This is a genomic window from Bradyrhizobium sp. McL0615, assembly GCF_049993905.1.
Lineage (GTDB): Bacteria > Pseudomonadota > Alphaproteobacteria > Rhizobiales > Xanthobacteraceae > Bradyrhizobium.
Genome location: NZ_CP188254.1, coordinates 87,299 through 112,812 on the forward strand (window position 1 = coordinate 87,299; position 25,514 = coordinate 112,812).

The window sequence follows — 25,514 nt, forward strand, 5'->3', positions numbered from 1 at the left end:
GAGTTCAAGGCATCCTGATCTCAGGGCATCCCGACTCGGCGAGGCCCGCTCACATCGACGACGGCCCGAGGGCGTCACGGTTGAGCGGGTTAGCCGCGGCCGATGGTCGTCACCGCGGTCACGAGATCGCCGTCCCGGGAGCAGGTAACGCGGACCTCTCTCGCCGCGGCCCACTCCGGCTGCGTTGGAGAGAGGGTGATGACGGCCGTCCCGGCCTGCCGCTTCACCGCTGCCGATCCCGATACGATCGTCTCGCCTTCCATCGCGAGGCTGAAATGCCCGGCTTCATCGAATGCGAGATCGAGCCCGCCCTGAAGCCTGCCATCCGCAAGGTAGCCGATCCGGGTGACCCGCAAACCGTCGCCAGTCGCGAAAGCTTCAATTGATTCGCCGGGCGTATCCGTTCTTGCGATGCGCAGCTTTCCATCCGGACTGCTGTTCTCGATGCGATAGATGATATCCCGGCCATTGCTCTCCAGAGTCCATTGCTCCCCGGCCGCCATTCGGGAGGGCTCGGTCTTCAAGCGACAGCTGATCTTTCCGGCGCGTACGGCGCCGAAAATGTGCCCTTCCGTAAAATAACCTTCAAGCGCCACGAAAGGCCCGGAGCTGATCTTGACGGGAACCTCGAAACGCCTGCCGGCGAGGAATACCGCGGTCTGCGGCCCTGCGAGCGCGCTGGCCCGGCGCCGCATCAGCGGCAGGCTGGTGTTGGGCGAGTGGTTGCCGGGATCGGAGATGCCACCGCGCCTGGCATCCGGCTCGCCGACGGTCGTGATGTCGAGCACCACAGGCTCGCCCGCATGCGAGTCAAATTCCAGCCGCGCGTGCCGCCTTCCCGGCAAGGTTTCAACGGCAAGCGCGATGTCGCGGCGGCAGGTCTGACGGGTAACGCCGTGACCTTCGGCCGACAGATCATCGTCATTGACGTGATCGATCTGGCGCTGGTCGTGACGGGTCAGGATCGCCCGGATCGAAGGCGTGCCGTCGCCGCGATAACGGATCATGGCCTCCACCGCCTCATAATCGGGATGGCCGCTGAAGAACGCCATGATGTGCAGGTCTTCGCGCCGAAACCGCAGCAGGAAGGGCTGCGGCAGGCCGGGGGGCAGAACGATGCCCGCCTCCCCGGCGCTCCATTCCTTCGCCCCGCATGATTGCATGCAATCGTTTTGAGTACCCATGGGTACCTGCTATATAGTACCGATGGGTACTCAGTCAAGACGGGCAAGGACGAAGCGTTCGGATCCGGCTGCGCAGCCTCCGCAGGAAGATTCCGCGCGCGAGGAGGAGATCCTGCAGGCCGCCTTCGACGTCTTCACCGAAAAGGGCTTTCACGGCGCGCGGATGCTCGATGTCGCGAGCCGGGCGCGCGCGTCCAAGGCAACGCTGTATGCGCGTTACCCCAGCAAGGAGGCGCTGTTCGAAGCGCTGATGGCGTGGTCGACCCGACAGGGCACCGATGCGCTGGATGCCATTGCCGCGGACGAGACGCTCGATCCCTTGACCGCGCTGCATCGTCTTGCCGCGCAGCTGCTCGCCCTGATGCTGCAGCCGAAGAAGCTGGCGCTGTTCCGAATCGCGGTCGCGGAAGGCAACCGGCTATCTCCGGTCGGCCGCACCTACAGTGCCTTCACCAGGGATCACGGCATGGAGCGCGTTCGCGCGATCGTGGCGCGGCTGTTGAAGCAGGGACTGATCGAGATCGACGATCGCGCCGAATTCGGACACAGCTTCATTGGGCTGTTGCAGGGCGAACTCTTCACGCGCGCACTGCTGGGTACGATCCCCGCCCCTGGCCGCGAGGAGATCGATCGCCACGCCAGGCGAGCCGTGACGCGCCTGATGCGTGCCTATGCTCCGTCGGGCCCGCGCCGAGCCTGAAGATTGAGGCTCAGGCAGCGTAGCCGCTGAGATCAGTGATCGTAGGCGCATCGCCGTTAAGCGGGTTGGCCGGGTCGCGCGCGTAGCGCAAGGTTTCGAAGCGCATGGCGCGCGCGTCCACCATCACCAGCCGCCCGACCAGGCTCTCACCGAAGCCGACGATTTCGCGGATCGCCTCCAGCGCCATCATCGATCCCAGCATGCCCGCCAGCGCGCCCATCACGCCGGCCTCGGCACAGGCTGGCACGGTGCCGGGCGGCGGTGGTTCGGGAAACAGGCAGCGATAGGTCGGATTGAACGCGCCATCCGCGCCGCGCTCGTGCGCTCGGATCGTGGTCAGCGATCCGTCGAACATCCCCAACGCCGCCGTGATCAGCGGCTTGCCGGCAAAGAAACAGGCATCGGAAACCAGATAGCGGGTTTCGAAATTGTCGGAGCCGTCGAGCACGAGATCGTAGCCGCCGATCAGCGACATTACGTTCTTTGCATCGAGACGCACCGCATGCGCCTCGAAATGAACATGCGGATTGAGCGCGTGAATCACTTCGGCCGCGCTGTCGACCTTGCGCCTTCCGATGTCGGGCGTGGTGTGGATGATCTGGCGCTGCAAATTCGACAGCGAGACGATGTCGTCATCGACCGCGCCGAGCGTGCCGACACCGGCGGCCGCCAGATACATCAGGACCGGTGCACCAAGGCCGCCGGCGCCGATCACCAGCACGGACGCCTCCTTCAGCGCGGTTTGCCCCGGGCCGCCGACTTCGCGCAGCACGATATGGCGGGCGTAACGTTCGAGTTCGTCGGCCGTCAGCATGGTCGCTTTGCTTCCTCTCTCCGCGGGTCACCTGTCAAACCCTCATGGTGAGGAGCGCGGAACGCGCGTCTACCGGACGATGCTACGCATCGCCGAGAGAACCATGAGGCCCCGATCTCGCCCACGGCCATCCTTCGAGACGCGGCTTGCGCCGCTCCTCAGGATGAGGAACGAAATCCCTGAACCGGGGCGCGGTTGGTGCCGACTAAGCAGATGTGCTTAATTGGCGTGACGTCAATGACGCTCCCCTATTCCACTCCGGCATTCTCCTGGATTTGTCATGAGATCGGTGCTTTCGGCAACATTGATGATGGCGGCCTCGGTTTTTGCGGCCTCGGATGCGCGGGCGCAGCTGACACCGCCCTCCACGGTGGGCGCCAAGCCGAAACCGGTCACCACGATACCGATCCGTCCCGCGCTGCAGAAGCCGGAAGAGACGGCGAATGCGATGGGGCAGGGCGAGCGGCTGGCGCTGCAGTCGGATCTTGCCTGGGTCGGCCAATATAACGGCGCCATCACGGGCGACCTCAGCGAGCGCATGGTCAATGCGATCAAGGAATTCCAGAAAAGTCGCGGCGGCAAGCCGACCGGCGTGCTCAATCCGCAGGAGCGCGGCATCCTTGCGGACACGGCGAAGAAAAAACAGGAAAGCGTCGGCTGGAAGATCGTCACCGATCCCGGCACCGGCGTGCGGCTGGGGATTCCGGCCAAACTGGTGCCGCAGCAGGCCAGCGACGCCAACGGCACCAAGTGGACCTCGCCCACCGGCACGATCCAGGTTCAACTGGCGCGGCGCAAGGAGGCCGGCCCCGTGACGGCAAAACTCGCCGAGCGCGAGAAGAAGGAGCCGGGGCGCAACATCGACTACACCGTGGTCAAGCCGGATTTCTTCGTGCTGTCCGGCCTGCAGGGCCTGAAGAAGTTTTATCTGCGCGGCACCTTCAAGGGCGACGAGGTCCGCATCCTCACCATTCTCTACGATCAGGCGACCGAGAATACCGTGGAACCGGTCGTGATCGCGATGTCGAGCGCGTTCAATGCATTTCCGGCGGCCGTGCAAACGGCGGGACCTCCGCCGCGCAAGACCGTGGAATACGGCACCGGCATCGTCGTCGGTGACGACGGCGCAATCATCGCCGACCGCCAGATCACCGACGGCTGCCTGACGGTTGCGATCGCGGGCTTCGGCAATGCCGATCGCGTCGCCGAGGACAAGGAGCACGATCTCGCACTGCTGCGCATCTATGGCGCGCGCGGGCTCAAAGCGCTCAATCTCGCCAACGCCGCCACGAAGACGGCGCTCGATCTCACCGGCATTGCCGATCCGCAGAACCAGGGCGGCGGCGCCGCGGCGAGCGGCATCAAGGCTTCGGTGGCCCAGCTTGGCGGCGGCAGCGACATCGCGCTGACGCCCGCGCCCGCGCTCGGCTTTTCCGGCGCACCCGCACAGGATGGCGACGGCAGGTTTGCCGGCGTCGCCCTATTGAAGCCGGTTCAGGTAGCAGGGCCCGCGAACGGCGTATCGGCGGCGCAGGCGGTACTGGTGACATCAGACACGGTGCGCGACTTTCTGAAGGCCAATGGCGTGAATGTGGCCGGTGGATCGACCGACGCGAAGGCGTCAGTCGTTCGCGTGATCTGCGTAAGGAAGTAGGGTCCCTAACCTCGCCCCGCTTGCGGGGAGAGGTCGGATTGCGAAGCAATCCGGGTGAGGGGGTACTGGTCTCACGTCGTTCAGAACTCGCGGAGAGAGCCCCTCACCCCAACCCTCTAAGAGCGAGCTTCGCTCGTCTCGACCCCGCAAGCGCGGGGCGAGGAAGCACACCGACTTACGCCAGCCCGAACCTCACGCCGGCGCGCGCCAACCCGCCGGCGATGCCGATCGGCGTGCCGTCCGCGCGCCAGCAGGCCGCACCCGACATCGTGCCGTCGTCGTGAAACTGGATGGCATTCATGCCGCCGGCGACCGTCGGCACCGCCTGCACCTTGTGCCCCATCGACGTGAGTTTGGCGCGGACAGCATCGGGCACCGCCAGCTCGACTTCGAGCGCGTTGCCTTCGGTCCATACCCGCGGCGCTTCGACCGCCTCCTGCAGGCTCATGCCGTGGTCGATCAAATTGACCAGCGCCTGCATCGCGCTCGGAAAGATCTTCTTTCCGCCCGGCAAGCCCAGCGCATAGACGAGCTTGCCGTCGCGCAGCGCCATGACAGGCGACATCGAGGTGGTGACCCGCTTGCCCGGCGCCAGCGACAACGCATGGCCGGGACGGGGATCGTAGAGGTTCATGTAATTGTTCGGGATGGCGCCGAGACCGGGAATCAGAATCTTCGCGCCGAACAGATTGTTGATGGTCTGGGTGGTCGCGACCACGTTGCCGAACGCATCCGCCGCCGTCATGTGCGTGGTGTGCGCGCTTTCGAGCTGCGCCACGCCTGCGCTCCATGCCTGTGCACGGTTCGGATCGATCGCGCGGCGACGTTCATCGGCATAGGCCTTCGAGGTCAGCCGCTCGACCGGCACATTGATGAAATCGGGATCGCCGCTGGCCGCGGCGCGGTCGGCAAAGGCGATCTTGAGCACTTCCGCGAGGTAATGGATCGTGGCGGCGGAGCCGAAGCCGAGCTTCGCGATATCATAGCCTTCGAGAATGTTGAGCATCTGCGCGATGTGCACGCCGGAAGCCGCGGGCGGCGGCGGCCCCAGAATTTGCCAGCCGCGATAATCGGCGCGGATCGGCTGGCGTTCGACTGTCTTGTACCCCGTGAGATCCTCGCGGGTGATGAAGCCGCCCTTCTTCTTCATGTAGTCGACGAGGATATCGCCGAGCGGGCCGTGATACAGCGCCGCCGCGCCACGCTGGGAGATGTAGGTCAGGGTTTCCGCATATTCCGACTGCACCACGCGCTCGCCAACCCTGAGCGGCGTCCCGCTGGGCAGATAGATCGCCGAAATCTCCTTGTCCTTCAGCATCTCCTCGGCGGAGTCGGAAATACATTCATGCAGATAGGGCGTTGCCGCATAACCGCGCGAGGCGTGCTTGATCGCGGGCTGCATGACGTCAGCGAGCGACATGGTGCCGAACCGCTGCAGCGTTTCGCACCAGGCCTTCAGCGAGCCCGGCACGGCGACGGCTTTCGGACCGTTGAGGTTTTCATCGCCTGTCGTATCGAACACGTCATGCGCCGAGCCGGGTTTCGATGTGTAGGTATCGGGCCGGACCGCCAATGGCACCGTGCTTTGGCCGTCGATAAAGCGATGGCTGCCGTCGGCCAGCCGGATATGGGCCATGCCGCCGCCGATGATGCCGACCATCATCGGCTCGACCACGGTCAGCGCAAACAGCGTCGCAATCGCCGCATCGATGGCGTTGCCGCCGGCCGCCAGCATTTCCGCGCCGGCGCTCGATGCCAGCGGATGATTGCTGACCACCATGCCGCGGCTGCCGGTCGCCGGCCGCTTTTGACAGACAAAACCGGTGGTTGAGCGATCCCGCCAATTGCCCGTCATGTTGTTTTCCGTTTCTTGTTGTCGCTTTCAGGCATCAGCCGGCGAAATTCGAGCACGGCCGTGTTCGCCCGGGATAGCCAGAATTCCACAATCCTGCATGATTGCAAGGTGACTGATTCGGACGTCCGCGATCTTTCCTTTGGGTCGGGCTGGGTACGTTTGGGGTGAGCTTCGGCTCCCCGCCGCAGAATGCGGGCTTGTTTGTAAGGCGTAACCCAAACACCGCCAAAAGCCCCTCCAGAGGACTAGAAATGCAGACGATTGTATTGACCACCCAGAAGGGCGGTTCGGGAAAAAGCACGCTTTCCATCAGCCTTGCACTTGCCGCCATCCGGGCCGGCCACAATGTCCGCCTGATCGAGACCGACCCCCAGGGCACCGTATCGAACTGGAAGCGCCGCCGTCCCTATGCCTCGCCGATCGTCGAGCCGATCTACGCCGCCCGGGAGGTCGAGCAGCGCCTGCAATCGCTCGCGCACACCGGCGTTACGGTGACGATCGTGGATACCGCCGGCGGCGAAACCGCCGCGACCAATTCGGCCATTCGTTATTCCGACTTCTGCCTGATTCCGACGCGACCGAGCATCGCCGACATCGAGGCGACCGCCGCGACGCTCCGCGTCGTCAGGGCCTGGCACAAGCCGTTCGCCTACGTCCTGAACCAGACCCCGATCCGGGCTGCGGCACGCCTTGCCGGCGCCGAACACGCGCTGGGCGCCGAGGCGGCGCTCGAAGCCGCCGAGATCGTGGCCCAGCCCTTTGTCGTCATGCGCAACGACTACCAGGACGCGCTGAGCGCCGGCCTTGCGGTCTGCGAACATGCGCCGGAGGGCAAGTCCGCGGAGGAAATACGCGCTCTCTGGCAATGGGTCGAAACGCGGCTGGGCAATGTGGCGACGGCGACCGACGAACCGGCCGTCGAGGATTTCATTGAAATACCCGCGATCATTCCGAAATGGGCGGCACGCCCTTCGTTCGACAACGACAGCGCGCTGTTCCTGAGAACTCCCGCCCGGGTCTGATATCGCGCTTCGCGCAGGGTAAGTGCGCGAGACGAATGGAGAAACAATCCGGCCACCAGCGCCGCCGGATTGCCCCGCTCTGCTACAACTCCCGCCGCAGCCAGCTCTTCCGCGTGACGCGCCATTTTTCGGCGCGGCTCTGACCGTTGTGATGGGGGATCTCGATGAAGCCGACGAATTCGGCGCCGGTCTTTTGCTTGACGCGGCGCGACGCTTCGTTGGCAACGGCGTTGCAGACATTCAGGACGTCGACGCCCAGCACGCGGAAAGCGAAATCGTTCACCGCCGTGACGGCTTCGGTCATCAGGCCCTGATTCCAGTAGCGCTCCGCCAGCCAAAATCCACGGTTGCCCTTCGGATCGTCCGCCCACGGGCGCAGGCGAATATTGCCGATCGCCTCGCCGTCACCGCCGCGCAGCACCAGCATCCAGTTGTAGATCACCTGCCCCGCCGCGACCCTTTCCAGTTCCCGCGCGATGAAAGTCTCCGCGCCGTTCTCCGGATATGGCCAGGGAACGACCTGTGCGAGATGCTGGATGATGTTCCAGTTGTTGAAATGGCGCTGGATCGCCGGCGCATCCGAGAGCACGAGCGGCCGCAGGATCAGTCGCTCGGTCTGCAACGTCGGGGTGATGGTTATTTCTGACATTTCGGACACCAGAAGGTCGAGCGGCCGTTCTGAACGAAGCGCCGAACGATGCCGCTACAGCCCTTAGTTTGGCATTTTTCACCCTCGCGGTCATAGACCTGAAAGGAGTGCTGGAAATAACCGAGCTCGCCCGAGGTCAGCCGATGATCGCTGATCGAGGAGCCGCCGGCCTTGATCGCCTGATTGAGCACCGAATGAATCGCATTCACCAGCCGACCGGCATGATCGGTCGGCTCCGCCTTCTTCGTTGCCAGCGTCGCCGCCAGCCGCCGCGGCGACAGCTGCGAGCGAAACAGCGCCTCGCAGACATAGATATTGCCGAGCCCGGCCACAACGCGCTGGTCGAGCAACGCGGCCTTCAGGCTGGTCTTCTTGCTTTGGCACGAGCGCGCCAGCATCGCGGCGTCGAATTCATTGCCGAGCGGTTCCGGGCCGAGGCCTTTCAACAGCGGTTCATCCTCCAGCGCGTTGCGGGCGATGATCTTCATGTAACCGAAGCGGCGCGGATCGTTGAACACGATCGCGGCACCCGATGACATGTGGAACACCACGTGATCGTGCGCGCGGTCCTCGCTGCGCGGATGGTGGAATTGGCCGGGCGTGCCGTTGCCGCCGTCCTCCAGCACCCGAAACGAGCCGGACATGCCCAGATGCATCAACAGCACGTCGCCGGAGCCGAGATCCGCCATCAGGTATTTGGCGCGGCGGCCGAGACCGGTCACGGTCTGGCCCTCCAGCCGCGCGATAAAGTCTTTTTGAAAGGGAAACCGCAAATCCTTGCGCCGGGCTTCCGCTTTGAGGATTTTCGACCCCTCCATGGCGGGCTGCAGGCCGCGGCGGACGGTCTCAACTTCAGGCAATTCGGGCATGCAGGCATTCACCTTATGGAGGTGACGTGATAGCGCCATTGCGCCCGGCGCGCTATGGTCTGGGGTAGTGGAGTAAGCTTATGGATCGGCCGGACCAAACCACCCATTTCGGCTTCAGGGATGTGCCCCTGGGGGACAAGCAGACGCTGGTGAACGACGTCTTTCACAGCGTGGCGTCCCGTTACGACCTGATGAACGATCTGATGTCGGGAGGCCTGCACCGGGTCTGGAAGGACATCATGATCAATGCGCTCAACCCGCCGAAAAGCGATGCGCCCTTTGCCCTGCTCGACGTCGCCGGCGGCACCGGCGACATCGCATTCCGTGCGGCCGAGGCGGCAGGCGCAGGCTTCCGCGCCACCGTCTGCGACATCAACTCCGATATGCTCGACGTCGGCCGCAACCGGGCCGTGACGCGCCATCTCGACCAGCAGGTTTCCTTCGTCGAGGGCAATGCCGAGGCACTGGCGTTCGGCGATCGCTCTTTCGACGCCTACACCATCGCGTTCGGCATTCGCAACGTGCCGCGGATCGATGCCGCGCTGCGCGAGGCCTATCGCGTGCTGCGCCCCGGCAGCCGGTTTCTGTGCCTGGAATTCTCCACCGTCGATGTGCCCGGACTGGATGCGCTCTACGACTTCTTCTCGTTCAAGGTGATCCCGCCGCTCGGCCGCGCCGTGACGGGCGATGCGGAATCCTATCAATATCTCGTCGAATCGATCCGGAAATTCCCCCGACCCAATGTATTTGCCGAGATGATCCGCGACGCCGGCTTTTCGCGGGTGAAGTGGGAAAGCCTCTCCGGCGGCATCGTGGCGTTGCATTCGGGCTGGCGTTTGTGATTTCTGCGGCGACCCACATCGCGCGGCTCGTCCGCGCCGCTTACGTATTCGCGCGCGAGGGCGTGTTCGGCGTCGTCGATCCGAGTCTGGTGCCGCCGCCCGGACAGATCGCGCTGCGGCTGGCGCGGCTGATCGAACGGCCCGGCGCCAAATCCGGACCACGTTTGTCGCGGGCGCTGACGCGGCTCGGTCCCGCTTATCTCAAGCTCGGGCAATTTCTGGCGACGCGGCCCGACGTGGTCGGCGTCGCGATGGCGCGCGATCTGGAAGCCCTGCAGGACCGGCTGCCGCCGTTTTCGCAAGCCGAAGCCGAGGCCGTGATCGCCGCTTCGCTGGAACGCCCTGTGGCGCAGGCGTTTGCCAGCCTCGGCCCGCCGGTGGCCGCCGCGTCGATCGCGCAGGTGCATCGCGGCGAGACCGAACGGGACGGCGTACGCAAATCGGTCGCGGTGAAAGTGCTGCGGCCCAATGTCGCCGCGCGTTTTCGCCGTGACCTCGGCGATTTCTTCTTCGTCGCGCACAATGCGGAAGCGCATTCGGCCGAAGCGCGGCGGCTGCGGCTGATCGAAGTCATCAACACGATGTCGCGCTCGGTCGCGATGGAGATGGACCTGCGGCTCGAGGCGGCCGCGCTGTCCGAGATGGCGGAGAACACAAGCGACGATCCGGATTTCCGCGTGCCGACCGTCGACTGGGACCGCACCACCCATAACGTGCTGACCATGGAGTGGATCGACGGCATTGCGCTCAACGACCACGCCCGACTCGCACAGTCGCAGGTCGACCTCCCCAATCTCGGCCGCAAGGTGATCCAGAGTTTTCTGCGCCACGCGCTGCGCGACGGCTTCTTCCATGCCGACATGCATCCCGGCAATCTGTTTCTCGACGATGCCGGCCGGCTGGTGGCGGTGGATTTCGGCATCATGGGCCGGCTCGGGCTGAAGGAACGGCGCTTCCTTGCGGAAATTCTGCTGGGCTTCATCACGCGCGATTATCGCCGCGTTGCGGAAGTGCATTTCGAGGCCGGTTATGTGCCGGGCCATCACTCGGTGGAGAATTTCGCGCAAGCCATCCGCGCCATCGGCGAGCCGATTCATAACCGCACCGCCGAAGAAATCTCGATGGCGAAGCTGCTCACGCTGCTGCTCGAGGTCACCGGCCTGTTCGACATGCAGACCCGGCCCGAACTGATCCTGCTGCAAAAGACCATGGTGGTCGTCGAGGGGGTCGCGCGCGGGTTCGACCCGAAACTCGATATCTGGAAGGTCGCCGATCCCGTGGTGCGCGAATGGATCGAGCGCAACCTCGGGCCGGTCGGGCGGATTCAGGGCGCGATGTCCGGCGCAGGCGAACTCGGCCGCGTGATGGCGGGCCTGCCGGCCATCGCCTCGCGGGCGGTTGCGGTGCTCGAGAACATGGAGAGAATGACCCGGGAGGGCCTGACGCTGTCGCCGGAGACCATCGCGGCCATGGGCCGGGCCGAGGGCCGCAAGAGCCGCTGGCGGACGGTGGCGCTCTGGATCATCGCGGTCACCTTTATCGGGATTCTGGTCGCCATCCGCCAGTTGTGATTGCAATGCTATCATAATTTGATAGCATTGATTTCATATTTTGCCGGAGGCCGCCATGGCCAGCCTGACCATCCGAAAACTCGACGAAGCCGTCAAAGCCTATCTGCGTCTCCGGTCGGCCGGGAATGGCCGCTCCGTCGAAGAGGAAGTCCGGGTCATCCTCGGAGAGCTCATCCAGGGGCGCCCCGAATTACCGGGAAGCGCCTCCCCAGCCTCTGCACCGGCCCCGCAACCGGTCGGCGCCGCGGGCGAACGGAGCGTCACCCTGATCATCGGCGGCGGCATCGCCGCCTTCAAATCGCTGGAACTGATCCGGCGGCTGAAGGAGCGGCACATCGACGTCCGCTGCGTGCTGACCAAGGCCGCGCAGCAATTCGTCACGCCGCTTTCCGCCAGCGCATTGTCGCATCAGCGCGTCTACACCGATCTGTTCGACCCCGGCAGCGAATTCGACGCCGGTCATATCCGCCTCGCCCGCGAATGCGATCTGATCGTGGTGGCGCCGGCAACCGCCGACCTGATGGCGAAGATGGCGCAGGGCCACGCCGACGATCTTGCCAGCGCAATTCTGCTGGCGGCAGACCGGCCGATCCTGCTGGCGCCCGCGATGAACCCCCTGATGTGGAACAATCCCGCCACGCGACGCAACGTGATGCAGCTTCGGCGCGACGGCGTCCACATGATCGGCCCCAACGCCGGCGAAATGGCCGAATCCAACGAGGCCGGCGTTGGGCGGATGTCGGAGGCGATCGAAATCGCCGCCGCCGCCGTCGACATTCTCCGCCCGCCGCGACCGCGTCCGCTCGCGGGCAAGCGCGTGCTGATCACGGCGGGACCGACGCATGAGGCGATCGACCCTGTGCGCTATATCGCCAACCGTTCCTCCGGCAAGCAGGGTTTTGCCATCGCCGCCGCGGCGCAGGCCGCGGGCGCCGATGTCACGCTGGTCTCCGGCCCGGTCGAACTGCGCGACCCCGCGGGCGTCACGGTGATCCGTGTGGAATCGGCGCGCGACATGCTGCATCGGGTGCAAGCTGCGTTGCCGGCCGATATCGCGATCTTCGCCGCCGCGGTGGCCGACTGGCGCGTTGCCAATGAGGGCGAGCAGAAGTTGAAAAAGACCTCCGCCGGGATGCCGCCGCTCGCGCTGGTCGAAAACCCCGACATTCTCGCGACGATCTCGAAGCTGCAGGACAAGCGTCCGCCGCTGGTGATCGGGTTTGCCGCCGAGACCGAGCATCTGATCGACAACGCCAAGGCCAAGATCGCGCGCAAGGGATGCGACTGGATCGTCGCCAACGACGTGTCGCCCGCAACCGGCGTGATGGGCGGCGACCGCAACACGGTTCACCTGTTGACGCGCGACGGCGCCAACGAGATCCAGGTTGATTCCTGGCCTGTGATGACCAAGGAACAGGTGGCAGCCGAACTGGTGGCGAAGATTGCAAAAACCGTGGAGAAGAATTCGTGAGCGCGACAGTGAAGGTCGATATCCGCCAATTGCCGCACGGCGAAGGTCTCGCGCTGCCGGCCTATCAGAGCGTGGATGCCGCAGGGCTCGATCTGCTGGCCGCAGTTCCCGCCGACACGCCGCTGATCCTGCCTCCGGGCAAATACGCGATGGTGCCGACTGCGCTGACCATCGCGCTGCCGTCGGGCTATGAGGCGCAGGTGCGGCCGCGTTCCGGGCTTGCCGCCAAGCATGGGGTTACCGTCTTGAATTCGCCGGGCACGGTGGATGCGGATTACCGCGGCGAGATCAACGTGCTGCTGATCAACCATGGCGACACGCCGTTTCCAATTCGCCGCGGCGAGCGCATCGCGCAGATGGTGATCGCACCAGTCGTGCAGGCGCAGCTGGTTCCAGTGGTATCGCTCTCGACAACCGATCGCGGAAGTGGTGGTTTCGGCTCGACCGGCCGCTGAATCGTTTCAAATTTGAGCGGTTCGACTCATCCTTCCGCCGCTTTTTTCACAGCCAATTCAGCGTTCACGGTCTGGACTCTTACCGGCCGACTCCCGAAGGGGATACTCTCGACCCGATTCGTGCACGGCGGGGGTAGCGCCGGGCGTGCAGTCGTGCGTTTTTGGGGCAAATAATGTTGGGCGTAGTCGCGGCGATGCGTCGAACCCTGCTGTCGTGCACCTCACTGGCGCGCCACGGCGTGATTTCGCTCGCCACTGCCCTCTCCGCCTGGCCGAAAGCTGCGCTGGCCTCTGACTTGACCATCACGCAGACGATTTCCGCCTTGCTCGACCTCAATCACCAGGAATTCGCAGCGCTGACGACCGCGCTGTCGCTGCTGTGCTTTACGGTGCTGGCTGCGATACTGCTGATGCGCTCGCGCGTTCGGGCCAGCCAAATGGAACTCAGCCTGCGCTCCGACATCGCCGACCTGCAGGTGCAGGCCGACCGGCTGCGCGCGCTCCTGTTCGCCGAGCCGCAGATCCTGATCGCCTGGGCCGCGGGCGACAACCGCCCCCAGATCAGCGGCGACACCTCGCTTCTGATCTCGCAGGACGCGATGTCCAATTCACCGCAGCGCATCCTCGCCTTTGGAACCTGGCTGCCACCGGAACCGGCGCTGCAGATGGACCATGCGGTCGACGCGCTGCGCGAGGCCGGCGAAGGTTTTCTGCTCAATCTCTCCACCGCCAACGGCCGCGCCATCGAAGCGATGGGCCGCGCCATCGGGGGGCAAGCCATTGTGCGAATTCGCGAACTAGGCGGCTTGCGCCGGGAACTCGCCGAATCCAATCTCCGTTACAGGACGCTTGCGGAAGAGACCGAGTTGCTGCGCGACTTTGCCGCCGCGGCGCCGTGGCCAATCTGGGCCAAGAGTATCGAGGGCAATCTGCGTTACGCCAATACCGCCTATGTGCGGGCCACCGAAGGTGCGAACGTCGCGGATACGATCTACCGCAGCCTCGAACTGCTGGAGAACGACCAGCGCGCCGAGATGACCCGGGTGCTGAACGACAATGCCACGTTCAGCGCGCGGCTGCCGATCGTGGTCGGCGGTGAGCGGCGCATTTACGATGTGCAGGCGCTCAAGCTCAGCGCCGGCAGTGCCGGCATCGCCATCGACGCCAGCGAGGCGACCGCATTGCAGGACGCGATGGAGCGGATGGCGGAAGCCCATCGCCGCACCCTCGACCAATTGTCCTCAGGGGTTGCCGTGTTCGACAGCCAGCGGCGGCTTGCCTTCTACAATGAGTCCTACCGGCGGCTATGGGGCCTCGATCAGGCCTTCCTCGATTCCAATCCCGATGATTCAAGCGTGCTCGACCGCTTACGCGCCGCGCGTAAGCTGCCCGAGCAGCCCGACTTCCGGGTCTGGAAGGCCAAGCTGCACAAAGCCTACAGCGCCGTCGAGCCGGAGAACTACACCTGGTTCCTGCCCGACGGCCGCGCGCTCAGCGTCGTCACCACGCCGAACCTCGAAGGCGGCGTCACCTATCTGTTCGACAACGTCACCGAGAGCCTGGATCTCGCACGGCGGTTCGACCGGCTGACCCGGGTCCAGCATGAGACGCTCGATAATCTGGCCGAAGCCGTCGCGGTGTTCGGCAGTAATGGCCGCGTCGAACTGTTCAATCCCGCCTTCGAGAAAATGTGGAAGCTGTCGGCGGAGGCGCTGAAGGAGCAGCCGCACATCGAGGCCGTGGAAGCGTGGTGCAAGCCGCTATTCGACGACGAACTGACCTGGCGGGCGCTGCGCGAGGCGATCACGGGAATCGAGAACCGGGCGCAAGTGGCGCTGAAGCTCGAGCGGAAGGACGGCAGCGTGCTGGACTGCATGACCATGCCGCTGCCCGACGGCGCGACCATGCTGACCTTCCAGGACATCACCGACACCGAGAATGTCGAGCGGGCGCTGCGCGAGCGCAACGAAGCGCTGGAAGCCGCCGATCAGATGAAGGTCGATTTTGTCCACCACGTGTCCTACGAACTGCGCGCCCCCCTCACCACCATCATCGGCTTCGCACATTTCCTCAGCGATCCCTCGACCGGCCCGCTGACGCCCAAGCAGGCCGAATATCTCGACTACGTCACCAAATCGACCAACGCGCTGCTGGCCCTGACCAACAACATCCTCGATCTCGCCACCATCGATGCCGGCGCGATGAAGCTCGAGCTCGGCCCGGTCAATATCGAAAAGGCGATCCAGGCCGCCGCCGAAGGCATTCAGGACCGGCTGGCGACCGACCGCATCGAACTCAAGGTCGATATCGATTCGAATGTCGGCAACTTCACCGGCGACGAGCGGCGCGTGGTGCAGGTGCTCTATAATCTGCTCGCCAACGCCGTCGGGTTCTCGCCGCACGACGCCGCGGTCACGATCAGTGCGCGGCGGACCGAGCATCGCGTGATCTTCACCGTCAGCGATTCCGGCCCCGGCATTCCGGCTGACGTGAAAGACAAGGTGTTCGACTGGTTCGAGAGCCACTCTCACGGCTCGCGTCATCGCGGCGCCGGCCTCGGCCTGTCGCTGGTGCGTTCCTTCGTCGAACTGCACGGCGGCAAGGTGCGCGTCGATTCGGTGGTCGGCAAGGGCACGACGGTCTCTTGCGACTTTCCGGTCGACCAGAACGCGCATCGCAACGCTGCCGAATGACCGCGCCAGCTACATTCACGGTGGCGCTGGCGAACGAGACGGCGACATCTCATCTGATGGCCGACCTCGCGCTGCTGGTCGGTCCCGGCGACGTCATCACGCTGTCGGGCGATCTCGGCGCGGGCAAGACCGCGGCAGCGCGGGCTATGATCCGCTATCTCGCCGACGATGCCATGCTCGAAGTGCCGAGCCCGACATTCACGCTGGCGCAGAGCTATGATTTACCGTTCCCGCTTCTTCACGCCGATCTCTATCGGATCAATGATTCGAGCGAGCTGGAAGAAATCGGATTGTCGCCGCTGCCGGAGGGCACGCTGGCGCTGATCGAATGGCCGGAACGCGCGCCCGATGCGCTGCCCGAAGATCGCATCAACATCGCCTTCAGCCACCGCCCGGCGCTCGGGTCCACCGCACGCGCCGCCGAAATCACCGGCTACGGCAAGGCGGCGGCGCAGGTAACGCGGCTGGAGGGCTTGCGAAAGTTTCTCGGCGATGCCGGCTTGTTGGATGCGGCGCGCGGGCGCATGCCGGGCGACGCCTCGACGCGCTCCTATGCGCGGCTGATCCGCGACGACGGCACGTCGATCCTGATGAATTCGCCGCGACGGCCGGACGGACCTGCGATCTACAGCGGAAAATCCTACAGCGCCGCCGTTCATCTCGCCGAGGATGTCAAACCATTCGTCGCCATCGACAATGGCCTGCGCGCGCATGGTTTTTCGGCGCCGGCCATCCGCCACGCCGATCTAAGTGCCGGTTTCCTGATCACTGAGGATTTCGGCACCGCCGGCGTCATCGAGGGCGACCCGCCGCGGCCGATCGTCGAGTGCTACGAGGCGGCAACCGACATGCTGGCGGAGCTGCATCGCAAGGCCCTACCCGAAACGGCGCCGCTGGAGCCGGAAGGCCCATACCAAATTCCGCGCTACGATATCGATGCATGGCTGGTCGAGATCGGCCTGATGCTCGAATGGTATCTTCCGGACCGCGGCGCTGAAATCAGCCCGCAACAGCGCGACGAATTCGTCACGATGTGGCGAACGCTGCTGGAAAAGCCGGCGGCTGCGCCGCGAACCTGGGTGATGCGGGATTTTCATTCGCCGAACATCATCTGGCTCGGCGACCGCACCGGGATCTTGCGCGTCGGGATCATCGACTTTCAGGATGCCGTGCTCGGCCCCGCCGCCTACGATCTGGTGTCGCTGCTGCAGGACGCGCGGATCGATGTGGCCGAACAACTCGAATTGACGCTCTTGACCCGTTACATCAAGGCGCGCCGCGCCGCCGATGCCCAGTTCGACCCGGCCAGCTTCGCCGAGCTCTACGCCATCATGTCGGCACAGCGGAATACCCGCCTGCTCGGCACCTTTGCCCGGCTCAACCGGCGCGACGGCAAGCCGCAATACCTGCGCCACCAACCCCGGATCTGGACCTATCTCAGCCGCTCGCTGGCACACCCGACGCTAGCGGCATTTCGCGCATGGTATGCCGCCAACGTGCCGCCGCCGGTTCCCTGATTTACCTCCTGTTAGCCACCCCGCATATATTCTGGAACCGGCCATGCTGCAGAGGCATGGCACAGTCAGTTTTGACACGGGAAAACGGCCATGGCGGGGGCAGAACGGCGCAAGGGAGATCGAGTCGTATTCGAGCGCGGCTTTGCGGCGCACATGATGGGAATCGACGGCACCTGGCGGCGTGACTGCGTGATGGAAGACGTTTCCGAGACTGGCGCCAAGCTGACGGTCGAAGGCTCGGTCGAAGGTCTGCACTTGAAAGAATTCTTCCTGCTGCTGTCGTCCACGGGACTGGCCTATCGGCGCTGCGAGCTGGCCTGGGTCAATGGCGATCAGATCGGCGTCAACTTCCTCAAGCAGGGCGACAAGAAGAAGAAGGCGGCCAAGCGCGGGGCCCAGGACGCCGAAGTCTGAGATTTGGCCGCGCCGGCAGCCGTCGTACGGCCGTCATGCGCGGCCACTAAGGCCTCATGGCTGCTGGTTCAAGCCACTCGCCGTGATATGATCCGCAGCGCGATTTGATGGTTCGAGAAATCCCAAGAGAAATCCCAAGAGAAATTCCAGGAATGTCCGTTACGCCTACCAAAGCCATGGTCCTTGCCGCCGGTCTCGGTTTGCGCATGCGCCCGTTGACCGACCACATGCCGAAGCCGCTGGTGCGCGTGGCCGGCCAGCCCTTGCTTGATCATGTGCTGGACAAGCTCGCCGGTGCCGGCGTCAGCGAGGCCGTGGTCAACGTGCATTACCTGCCCGACCAGATCATCCAGCATACCGCGAGCCGTACCCGCCCCCGCATCATCATTTCCGACGAGCGCGACGTCGTGCTCGGCACCGGTGGGGCTGTCGTGAAAGCGCTGCCATTGCTCGGCAAGGAGCCGTTCTTTCACCTCAACGCCGACACGATGTGGATCGACGGCGTGCGGCCCAATCTGGCGCGGCTGGCCGAAACCTTCGATCCTGACCGGATGGACATCCTGCTCCTGATGGCGCCGACCACGAGCAGCATCGGCTATGCCGGCCGCGGCGACTACGCCATGCTGCCGGACGGCGCGTTGCGCAAACGGAAAGAGCATCAGGTGGTGCCGTTCGTCTATGCGGGCGCGGCGATCATGTCGCCCTCGCTGTTCGCCGACGCGCCTGCCGGCGAGTTTTCCCTGACCAAGATGTTCGATCGCGCCAACGAACAGGAACGGCTGTTCGGCCTGCGGCTCGACGGCGTCTGGATGCATGTCGGAACCCCCGACGCGGTGCAGGCCGCCGAAGAAGCGTTTCTGGAAAGCGTGGCGTAGGTCCACGCACAGATTCGTAGGGTGGGCAAAGCGCAGCGTGCCCACCATTCAAAGACAACGGTCGTGGACGGATGGTGGGCACGCTTCGCTTTGCCCACCCTACAGCACCGTCACCAACGGTGAGTAGTGGGGGTTACCCTCCCCCACCCATGACCTTCCCTGATTACCTCCCTATATTGCGCTGACCTCGAATCAGGAAGCCCATGCGCGTTTTCAGCGTTCCCGTATCCGTGCCGCTCCTGCGCACCGTCATCGCGGCGCTGGTCGATGGGCGGCTGGTCGAGGGATTCGAGGCGCGCCGGGATCCGCTCAATCTCGCGCGCGCGACGCTCTATCTGCCAACCCGGCGCGCCGGGCGGCTGGCGCGCGAAATCTTTCTCGATGAGCTGAAGACCGACGCGGCGATCCTGCCCCGCATCGTGGCGCTCGGCGACATCGACGAGGACGAGTTGGCGTTTGCGGAAGGCGCCGAACAGTTCAGCGGCGTGGCGCCGCTCGACATTCCGCCAAGGCTCGGCGAACTGGAGCGCCGCCTGACGCTGGCGCATCTGGTTGCGGCATGGGCGAAGAGTCCCGTCTCGGCGCCGCTCGTGGTCGGCGGCCCGGCCTCGACATTGGCGCTGGCCGGCGATCTGGCGCGGCTGATGGACGACATGGTGACGCGCGGCGTTGCCTGGGAAGCGCTCGACAAATTGGTACCCGACCAGTTCGACAAATACTGGCAGCACTCGCTGGAATTTTTGCGCATCGCGCGCAAGATATGGCCGGAGCATCTGAAGGAGATCGGCCGGATCGAACCCGCAGAGCGGCGCGACCGCCTGATCGACGCCGAAGCCGCGCGCCTGACCGCGCATCATGAAGGGCCGGTGGTCGCCGCAGGTTCGACCGGTTCGATGCCGGCAACCGCAAAATTCCTCACCGCCGTGGCCGGGCTCAAGCTCGGCGCGGTGGTGCTGCCCGGGCTCGACACCGATCTCGACGAGGAGGCCTGGCAGACCATCGGCGGCGTCAGGGACGCGCGGGGCAAGTTCACCACCCAGCCCTCCTCGAACCATCCGCAATTCGCGATGCACGGTCTGCTGGATCGCTTCGGCATCAAGCGCAGCGACGTCGAGACCCTCGGCACGCCGAGTCCACGGGGACGCGAGGTGCTGGTGTCCGAGACGATGCGGCCGTCGGGCGCGACCGAACAATGGCATGACCGCCTGGTCCAGCCGGATGTCTCGCTCAAGATTGCAGGCGGCATGACGAAGCTTGCCATCGTCGAGGCGCCAAATTCGGAGATGGAGGCGCTGGCGATCGCGGTGGCGATGCGCGAGGCGCGGCATCTGAACAAATCGGCGGCGCTGGTGACGCCGGATCGCGCACTGGCGCGGCGGGTGATGGCGGCGCTGCGGCGATGGAATCTCGATTTTGACGATTCCGGCGGCGACGCCCTGATGGATACGCCGGCCGGCATCTTTGCGCGCCTCGCCGCTGAAGCTGCCGGCAGAGGGCTGGAGCCGCCGACGCTGCTCGCGTTGCTGAAACATCCGCTGTTTCGGCTCGGCGGCGCGCGTGACGCGTTTAAGCACGCGATCGAGACGCTCGAACTGGCGCTGCTGCGCGGCACCCGGCCGCAACCGGGCACGGCCGGGCTGGCCCGCGACTTCGACCGTTTCCGCACCGAGCTCAAGAAACTTCGCAGCCATGAGACCTCCTCACTGCACGCCTCCGAGCCGCGCGCGAAATTGCGGGATCACGAACTCGACGAAGCGCAAGCGCTGGTCGTCGCGCTGCAGCAGGCGTTGGCGCCACTCGAAGTGATGGGCGCATCAAAACCCTATGATTTTGCCGAGCTGGCGCTGCGCCATCGCGAAGCGCTGATCGCGCTGTCGTCCGACCAAAACGGCATTGCCGTCGCCTTCGAGGAAACGCAGGGCGCGGCGCTGTCGGCGGCGTTCGACGATCTGCTTGCCGAGCAGAAGCCGAGCGGACTGATGGTGCAGCTCGGCGATTACCCCGAATTGTTCCAGACCGCCTATGCCGACCGGATGGCGCGGCGGCCGGAATCGGCGACCGCGCAGTTACACATCTATGGTCAGCTCGAAGCGCGATTGACCGAATCCGATCGCGTCATCCTCGGCGGGCTGGTCGAGGGCGTATGGCCGCCGGCGCCGCGGGTCGATCCCTGGCTGAGCCGGCCGATGCGCCATGAACTTGGCCTCGATCTGCCGGAGCGACGCATCGGCCTCTCCGCGCACGATTTTGCGCAATTGCTGGGAACGGACGATGTGATCCTGACCCATTCGGCGAAAGTCGGCGGCGCGCCGGCGGTCGCCTCGCGCTTTCTGCACCGGTTGGAGGCCGTCGCCGGCCAAGCACGCTGGGACGCGGCGAAAAGTGCTGGTGAAAATTACGTCAGCTTCGCCGCCGAACTGGACCAGCCCGACGAGGTCACGCCGATCGAGCAGCCTGCGCCGAAGCCGCCCGTCGCGACTCGGCCGACAAAACTGTCGGTCACGGCGATCGAGGACTGGCTGCGCGATCCCTATACGATCTACGCGAAATATATTTTGCGGCTCGATCCGCTCGATCCCGTCGACATGCCGCTGTCGGCGGCCGACCGCGGTTCGGCGATCCATGGCGCGCTCGGCGAGTTCACGCAAAAATTTGCCGACGCGCTGCCGCCACAGCCCGCGCTGGTGCTGCGCGGCATCGGCGAAAAATACTTTGCGCCGCTGATGGAGCGTCCCGAGGCGCGGGCGCTGTGGTGGCCGCGGTTTCGGCGCATCGCGAACTGGTTTGCCGATTGGGAGCTGGCGCGGCGCGACGCCATCGAGAGAATTGACGCTGAGATCCGCGGCGAGATCAAGATTTCACTCGACAACGAACGCATCTTCACGCTGTCCGCGCGCGCCGACCGGATCGAGCAGCGCCACGACGGCAGCTTTGCGATCCTCGACTACAAGACCGGGCAGCCGCCGACCGGCAAACAGGTGCGCATGGGCCTGTCGCCACAACTGACGCTGGAGGCCGCGATCCTGCGCGAGGGCGGCTTTGAGAATATCCACGCCGGATCCTCCGTCGGCGAACTCGTCTATGTCAGGCTCAGCGGCAACAATCCGCCGGGCGAGCAGCGCTCGCTGGAGCTGAAGATCAGGAGCAACGACACGCCGCAACGGCCGGACGAAGCGGCCGACTATGCGCTCGAGCAGCTCGAAGCGCTGATTAGAAAGTTCGAGAACGAGGAGACGCCCTATACCTCGCTGAACCTGTCGATGTGGTCGAACCGCTACGGCGCTTACGACGATCTTGCGCGCATCAAGGAATGGTCGGCGGCCGGCGGACTGGGGATCGAGGAATGGTGAAGGCTGCCCGCATCATTCCTCCCAATGTGCGCGACACGCAGGCGCGCGCGTCCGATCCCGCGGCGTCCTCGTTCGTTTCGGCCAATGCCGGATCGGGCAAGACGCATGTGCTGGTGCAGCGGGTGATTCGGCTGCTGCTCGACGACGTCCCGCCGGAAAAGATCCTCTGCATCACCTTTACAAAAGCCGCCGCCGCCAACATGGCGGAGCGGGTGTTCACCACGCTGGGCCATTGGGTGACGCTCGACGACGATGCGCTGGATGCGGCAATCCGCGAGGCCGGCATTCCCAATCCAAGCGCACGCTTGCGCAAATCGGCGCGCAAACTGTTCGCCTGCGCGCTGGAAACGCCGGGCGGGCTGAAGGTGCAGACCATCCACGCGCTGTGCACGCGGCTGCTGCAGCAATTCCCGTTCGAGGCCAATGTGCCGGCGCGGTTTGCCGTGCTCGACGACCGCGACCAGAACGAGATGATGGAGCGCGCCAATCTCGGGGTTTTCCTCGAGGCATCGCGCAACCCTGACAGCGCCACCGGCCGCGCGCTGATGACGGCGATGGCGAGTGCGGCGGACGTCACCTTCAAGGACGTGGTGCGCGAGGCCTGTCTCAGCCGCGATCATTTCATGGCCTGGACGGACGCCGCCGGCAGTGCGCAGGCCGCCGCCGCGCAGATTTCGGCCGCGCTCGGCGTGAGTCCCGACGACCGGATCGAGGATGTCGAGCATGACATCGTTGATGGACCCAACCTGCCGCGTTCCGAATGGGAGGCCATCGCCCTGGTTCTGGAAACCGGAAGCAAGACCGATCAGGACCAGGCGGCGCGGCTGCGCGGTGCGCTGGTGTTCACGGGCGCGGCGCAGGTCGACGAATATCTCGGCGTATTCCTCACGGAAGCCGATCGCACGCCGCGCAAATCGGTGGTGACCAAGAAATTCTGTGACAACAATCCGGCCATCGGCCGGCTGTTCGATTCCGAGGCCCGTCGCATCCTTCCCCTGATCGAGCGCCGCCGCGCCGTGGTGGCGCGCGACCGCACCGAGGCGCTGCTCCATATCGCCACCGCTGCGGCGGCCAACTACCGCCGCGAGAAACAGGAACGTGGCCTGCTCGACTATGACGATTTGATCGACAAGACGCTGGAGATGCTCGATCGCGTCTCCTCCGGCTGGGTTCATTACAAGCTCGACCGCGGCGTCGACCACGTGCTGATCGACGAAGCGCAGGACACCAGCCCGCGGCAATGGGACATCGTTGCGCACATCATCTCCGAATTCACTTCCGGAGCGGGCGCGCGCGATGGCGTGGTGCGCACGGTGTTCGCGGTCGGCGACGAGAAGCAGTCGATTTTTTCGTTCCAGGGCGCGGCACCGCGCGAATTCGACCTGCGCCGCCGCGCCCTGCAGCGGAAGTTCGAAGGCGCCGGACTGAAGTTCGATCCGGTGTCGTTTACCTATTCGTTCCGTTCGGGACCGGCGATCCTGCACGCGGTGGACGAGGTGTTTCGCGAACAGGACATCTTTCGCAGCATCCATGCGGTCGATATCGGCAACCCGATCCATCACGCGCTGGCCGACGCGGGGCCGAGCCAGATCGATCTCTGGGAGCTGGCCGAGGCCGACGACCGGCAGGACATCGAAGGCTGGCGCGCGCCGTTCGACGGCGTCGCCGCGACCAGCCCTGAAGTGAAGCTTTCCCGGCGCATTCAGGCCGAGATCAAGTCGCTGGTCAGCAGCGGCGTGATGACCGGCAGCAGCAATGACCGCCGGCCGCTGCGCTATGGTGACATGTTGGTGCTGGTGCGCCGACGCGGCAACGCCTTCGACGCCGTGATCCAGGCGCTGAAGCATGCCGGTATCCCGGTCGCCGGCGCCGACCGTCTCAAGCTGACCGAGCACATCGCGATCATCGACCTGATGAACCTCGCCGACGCGCTGCTGCTGCCGCAGGACGATCTGGCGCTCGCGGTGGCGCTGAAGAGCCCGCTGTTCGGCCTCACCGATGATGACCTGTTCAAGATCGCCTGGCAGCGCAAGGGATCGTTGCGCGCGGCGCTGGCCGAGCGTGCCGCGGCCGACGGTCGGTTGCGGGATGCGCTATGGCGGCTCGAACAGTGTGAGCGGCGCTTCGCCAGCGAAACACCGTTTGCGTTCTATGCGTGGCTGCTCGGCGGCGATGGTGGCCGCGCGCGAATCTTGCGCCGGCTCGGGCACGAGGCGAACGACGCGCTCGATGAGTTTCTGGAGCTGGCGCTGAACTATGAACGCAAGGCGCCGGCCTCGTTGCAGGGCTTTATGGCGTGGCTGCGCACCGCCGATCTCGAAGTGAAGCGCGACATGGAAATTTCGCGCGACGAGGTCCGCGTCATGACGGTGCACGGCGCCAAGGGGCTGGAGGCTTCGGTCGTGTTCCTGGTCGACACCACGACCTCACCTTCGGATACACAGCGGCTGAAACTCATCAACCTGTCGCAGGGCAATGCCGATCCGCATGCGCCCGGCGTCGTGGTCTGGGCTGGCCGCAAGGCCGAGGATCCGCCGGCCGTCGTCGCGGCGCGCGCAGCGATGATCGGCGATACCGAGGATGAATATCGCCGGCTCCTGTATGTGGCGATGACGCGCGCGGCGGACCGCCTGATCGTGGGCGGCTGCCTGCCCGGCAACATGAGGAGCGTCCGGCCGCTGTCCTGGTACGATCTGATCACCAAGGGGCTCGGCGGTTCCGCCCTGCAGCTCCAGGAGATCGAGACCGCCATCGGCCGGGTGAAACGCTATATGCGTCCTGAGGAGACCGCGCCCTTGGCCGCACCCGCTGCTGCGCCATCCGCGCCGGCGCCGCTGGTGCTGCCCAACTGGCTGCTGACCCCGGCCCAGCCGGAGATGTCCGCAGAAAGTTTTGTGCGGCCATCCGACCCCGCAGATGACGACCCCCGCAAGGTACGGACGGCAGAGTCGCTCACGCAGCGCGCCCGCGCCCTGCAACACGGCACGCTGGTGCACCGGCTGCTGCAATCGCTGCCCGATATCGCCGCGGAGCGCCGCCGCGAGGCCGCGCTGGCCTATCTGGCCCGCAACGCCGACGGCTGGAGCGAGGAGGAACGGCAGGCACTGGCCGAAAGCACGCTGGCCCTGATTGCGGATACGCGTTTCGCGCCGGTGTTCGCCCCCGGCAGCCGGGCCGAGGTCTCGATCGTCGGCCGGTTGGAGCGACCGGCCGGACGGCCGGCGCTGGTATCCGGGCAGATCGACCGCCTCGTGGTCACGGAAAACGAGGTCCTGATCGTCGATTTCAAGACCAACCACGCCCCGCCGAGCCGGCCCGAGGAGGCGCCAAGGGGCTACGTCCGCCAGCTCGCCCTGTACCGCGAGGTGCTTGGCAAGCTTTATCCCCAGCTGCCGGTCCGCGCCGCGCTGCTTTGGACCGAAACCGCTGAATTGATGGAGATTTCGGCCCCCGCGCTGGAGGCCGAGCTGGCATCCATCATCTCGGCGTGACCCGCGCTTGACCCGGCAGGGTCGCGTTCATAGGTTTGGCGCTATCATCCCCGGCGCGATTCTCATTCCGCGCCGCTTTTTCCTAACC

General features: G+C 65.2%; 17 protein-coding genes and 1 pseudogene. 13 read left to right on the plus strand and 5 right to left on the minus strand.

Features of this window, described 5'->3' with window-relative positions; genetic code table 11:
- Positions 1 to 89: 89 nt before the first annotated feature.
- Positions 90 to 1,184, minus strand: a complete 1,095-nt coding sequence (locus tag ACPPVP_RS00370) for a hypothetical protein (protein WP_426530229.1) — start codon at positions 1,182 to 1,184, stop codon at positions 90 to 92.
- Positions 1,185 to 1,206: 22 nt separating this feature from the next.
- On the opposite strand from ACPPVP_RS00370, the gene ACPPVP_RS00375 reads away from it, so the two are divergent.
- Positions 1,207 to 1,884 (plus strand): TetR/AcrR family transcriptional regulator, encoded by a 678-nt coding sequence (locus ACPPVP_RS00375; protein ID WP_426530231.1) that lies wholly within the window; start codon positions 1,207 to 1,209, stop codon positions 1,882 to 1,884.
- 10 nt (positions 1,885 to 1,894) lie between these two features.
- On the opposite strand, the gene ACPPVP_RS00380 is transcribed toward ACPPVP_RS00375, so the two are convergent.
- Positions 1,895 to 2,698, minus strand: a complete 804-nt coding sequence (locus tag ACPPVP_RS00380; protein ID WP_426530233.1) for a HesA/MoeB/ThiF family protein — start codon at positions 2,696 to 2,698, stop codon at positions 1,895 to 1,897.
- Positions 2,699 to 2,978: 280 nt separating this feature from the next.
- On the opposite strand from ACPPVP_RS00380, the gene ACPPVP_RS00385 reads away from it, so the two are divergent.
- Positions 2,979 to 4,352 carry a serine protease gene (locus tag ACPPVP_RS00385; protein ID WP_426530235.1) on the plus strand — a complete coding sequence of 458 codons (1,374 nt, stop codon included), beginning with the start codon at positions 2,979 to 2,981 and terminating at the stop codon, positions 4,350 to 4,352.
- Between the two features lie 175 nt (positions 4,353 to 4,527).
- Here ACPPVP_RS00385 and ggt read toward each other — a convergent pair whose 3' ends face one another.
- Positions 4,528 to 6,207 carry a gamma-glutamyltransferase gene (ggt, locus tag ACPPVP_RS00390; RefSeq protein ID WP_426530237.1) on the minus strand — a complete coding sequence of 560 codons (1,680 nt, stop codon included), beginning with the start codon at positions 6,205 to 6,207 and terminating at the stop codon, positions 4,528 to 4,530.
- Between the two features lie 251 nt (positions 6,208 to 6,458).
- Here ggt and ACPPVP_RS00395 point away from each other — a divergent pair, with 251 nt between their 5' ends.
- Complete coding sequence (locus ACPPVP_RS00395) at positions 6,459 to 7,229, plus strand: AAA family ATPase (RefSeq protein WP_426530239.1); 771 nt, start codon at positions 6,459 to 6,461, stop codon at positions 7,227 to 7,229.
- A gap of 82 nt (positions 7,230 to 7,311) precedes the next feature.
- Here ACPPVP_RS00395 and ACPPVP_RS00400 read toward each other — a convergent pair whose 3' ends face one another.
- The gene (locus tag ACPPVP_RS00400) at positions 7,312 to 7,878 is read right to left on the minus strand and encodes a GNAT family N-acetyltransferase (RefSeq protein ID WP_426530241.1); all 567 of its coding nucleotides are present in this window, start codon (positions 7,876 to 7,878) and stop codon (positions 7,312 to 7,314) included.
- A complete protein-coding gene (gene mutM, locus ACPPVP_RS00405; RefSeq protein WP_426530243.1) occupies positions 7,866 to 8,747 on the minus strand; it encodes a bifunctional DNA-formamidopyrimidine glycosylase/DNA-(apurinic or apyrimidinic site) lyase in 882 nt (293 codons plus the stop codon). Before mutM ends, ACPPVP_RS00400 begins: the two co-directional genes overlap by 13 nt.
- Positions 8,748 to 8,827: 80 nt before the next feature.
- On the opposite strand from mutM, the gene ubiE reads away from it, so the two are divergent.
- From ubiE to addA, 10 genes and pseudogenes are all read left to right on the plus strand, one after another.
- Positions 8,828 to 9,589 (plus strand): bifunctional demethylmenaquinone methyltransferase/2-methoxy-6-polyprenyl-1,4-benzoquinol methylase UbiE, encoded by a 762-nt coding sequence (ubiE, locus tag ACPPVP_RS00410; protein WP_426530245.1) that lies wholly within the window; start codon positions 8,828 to 8,830, stop codon positions 9,587 to 9,589.
- Positions 9,586 to 11,160: a 2-polyprenylphenol 6-hydroxylase gene (ubiB, locus tag ACPPVP_RS00415; RefSeq protein WP_426538368.1), complete on the plus strand. Its 1,575-nt coding sequence runs from the start codon at positions 9,586 to 9,588 to the stop codon at positions 11,158 to 11,160. The genes ubiE and ubiB overlap by 4 nt, the downstream gene beginning before the upstream one ends.
- 55 nt (positions 11,161 to 11,215) lie before the next feature.
- Complete coding sequence (gene coaBC, locus ACPPVP_RS00420; RefSeq protein ID WP_426530247.1) at positions 11,216 to 12,631, plus strand: bifunctional phosphopantothenoylcysteine decarboxylase/phosphopantothenate--cysteine ligase CoaBC; 1,416 nt, start codon at positions 11,216 to 11,218, stop codon at positions 12,629 to 12,631.
- Entirely contained in the window at positions 12,628 to 13,086 is a 459-nt protein-coding gene (gene dut / locus ACPPVP_RS00425; RefSeq protein WP_426530249.1) for a dUTP diphosphatase, read from the plus strand. Before coaBC ends, dut begins: the two co-directional genes overlap by 4 nt.
- 173 nt (positions 13,087 to 13,259) lie before the next feature.
- Positions 13,260 to 15,779 (plus strand): ATP-binding protein, encoded by a 2,520-nt coding sequence (locus ACPPVP_RS00430; protein WP_426530251.1) that lies wholly within the window; start codon positions 13,260 to 13,262, stop codon positions 15,777 to 15,779.
- Entirely contained in the window at positions 15,776 to 17,296 is a 1,521-nt protein-coding gene (gene tsaE, locus ACPPVP_RS00435) for a tRNA (adenosine(37)-N6)-threonylcarbamoyltransferase complex ATPase subunit type 1 TsaE (RefSeq protein ID WP_426530253.1), read from the plus strand. The genes ACPPVP_RS00430 and tsaE overlap by 4 nt, the downstream gene beginning before the upstream one ends.
- Positions 17,297 to 17,386: 90 nt before the next feature.
- Entirely contained in the window at positions 17,387 to 17,710 is a 324-nt protein-coding gene (locus ACPPVP_RS00440; RefSeq protein ID WP_426530255.1) for a PilZ domain-containing protein, read from the plus strand.
- A 152-nt stretch (positions 17,711 to 17,862) separates the two neighbouring features.
- Positions 17,863 to 18,585, plus strand: coding sequence for a nucleotidyltransferase family protein (locus ACPPVP_RS00445; RefSeq protein ID WP_426530257.1), 723 nt, complete (start codon positions 17,863 to 17,865; stop codon positions 18,583 to 18,585).
- A 203-nt stretch (positions 18,586 to 18,788) separates the two neighbouring features.
- Complete coding sequence (gene addB / locus ACPPVP_RS00450; protein ID WP_426530259.1) at positions 18,789 to 21,935, plus strand: double-strand break repair protein AddB; 3,147 nt, start codon at positions 18,789 to 18,791, stop codon at positions 21,933 to 21,935.
- Positions 21,929 to 25,459, plus strand: a pseudogene (gene addA / locus ACPPVP_RS00455) (double-strand break repair helicase AddA). Before addB ends, addA begins: the two are co-directional and overlap by 7 nt.
- Positions 25,460 to 25,514 lie beyond the last annotated feature (55 nt).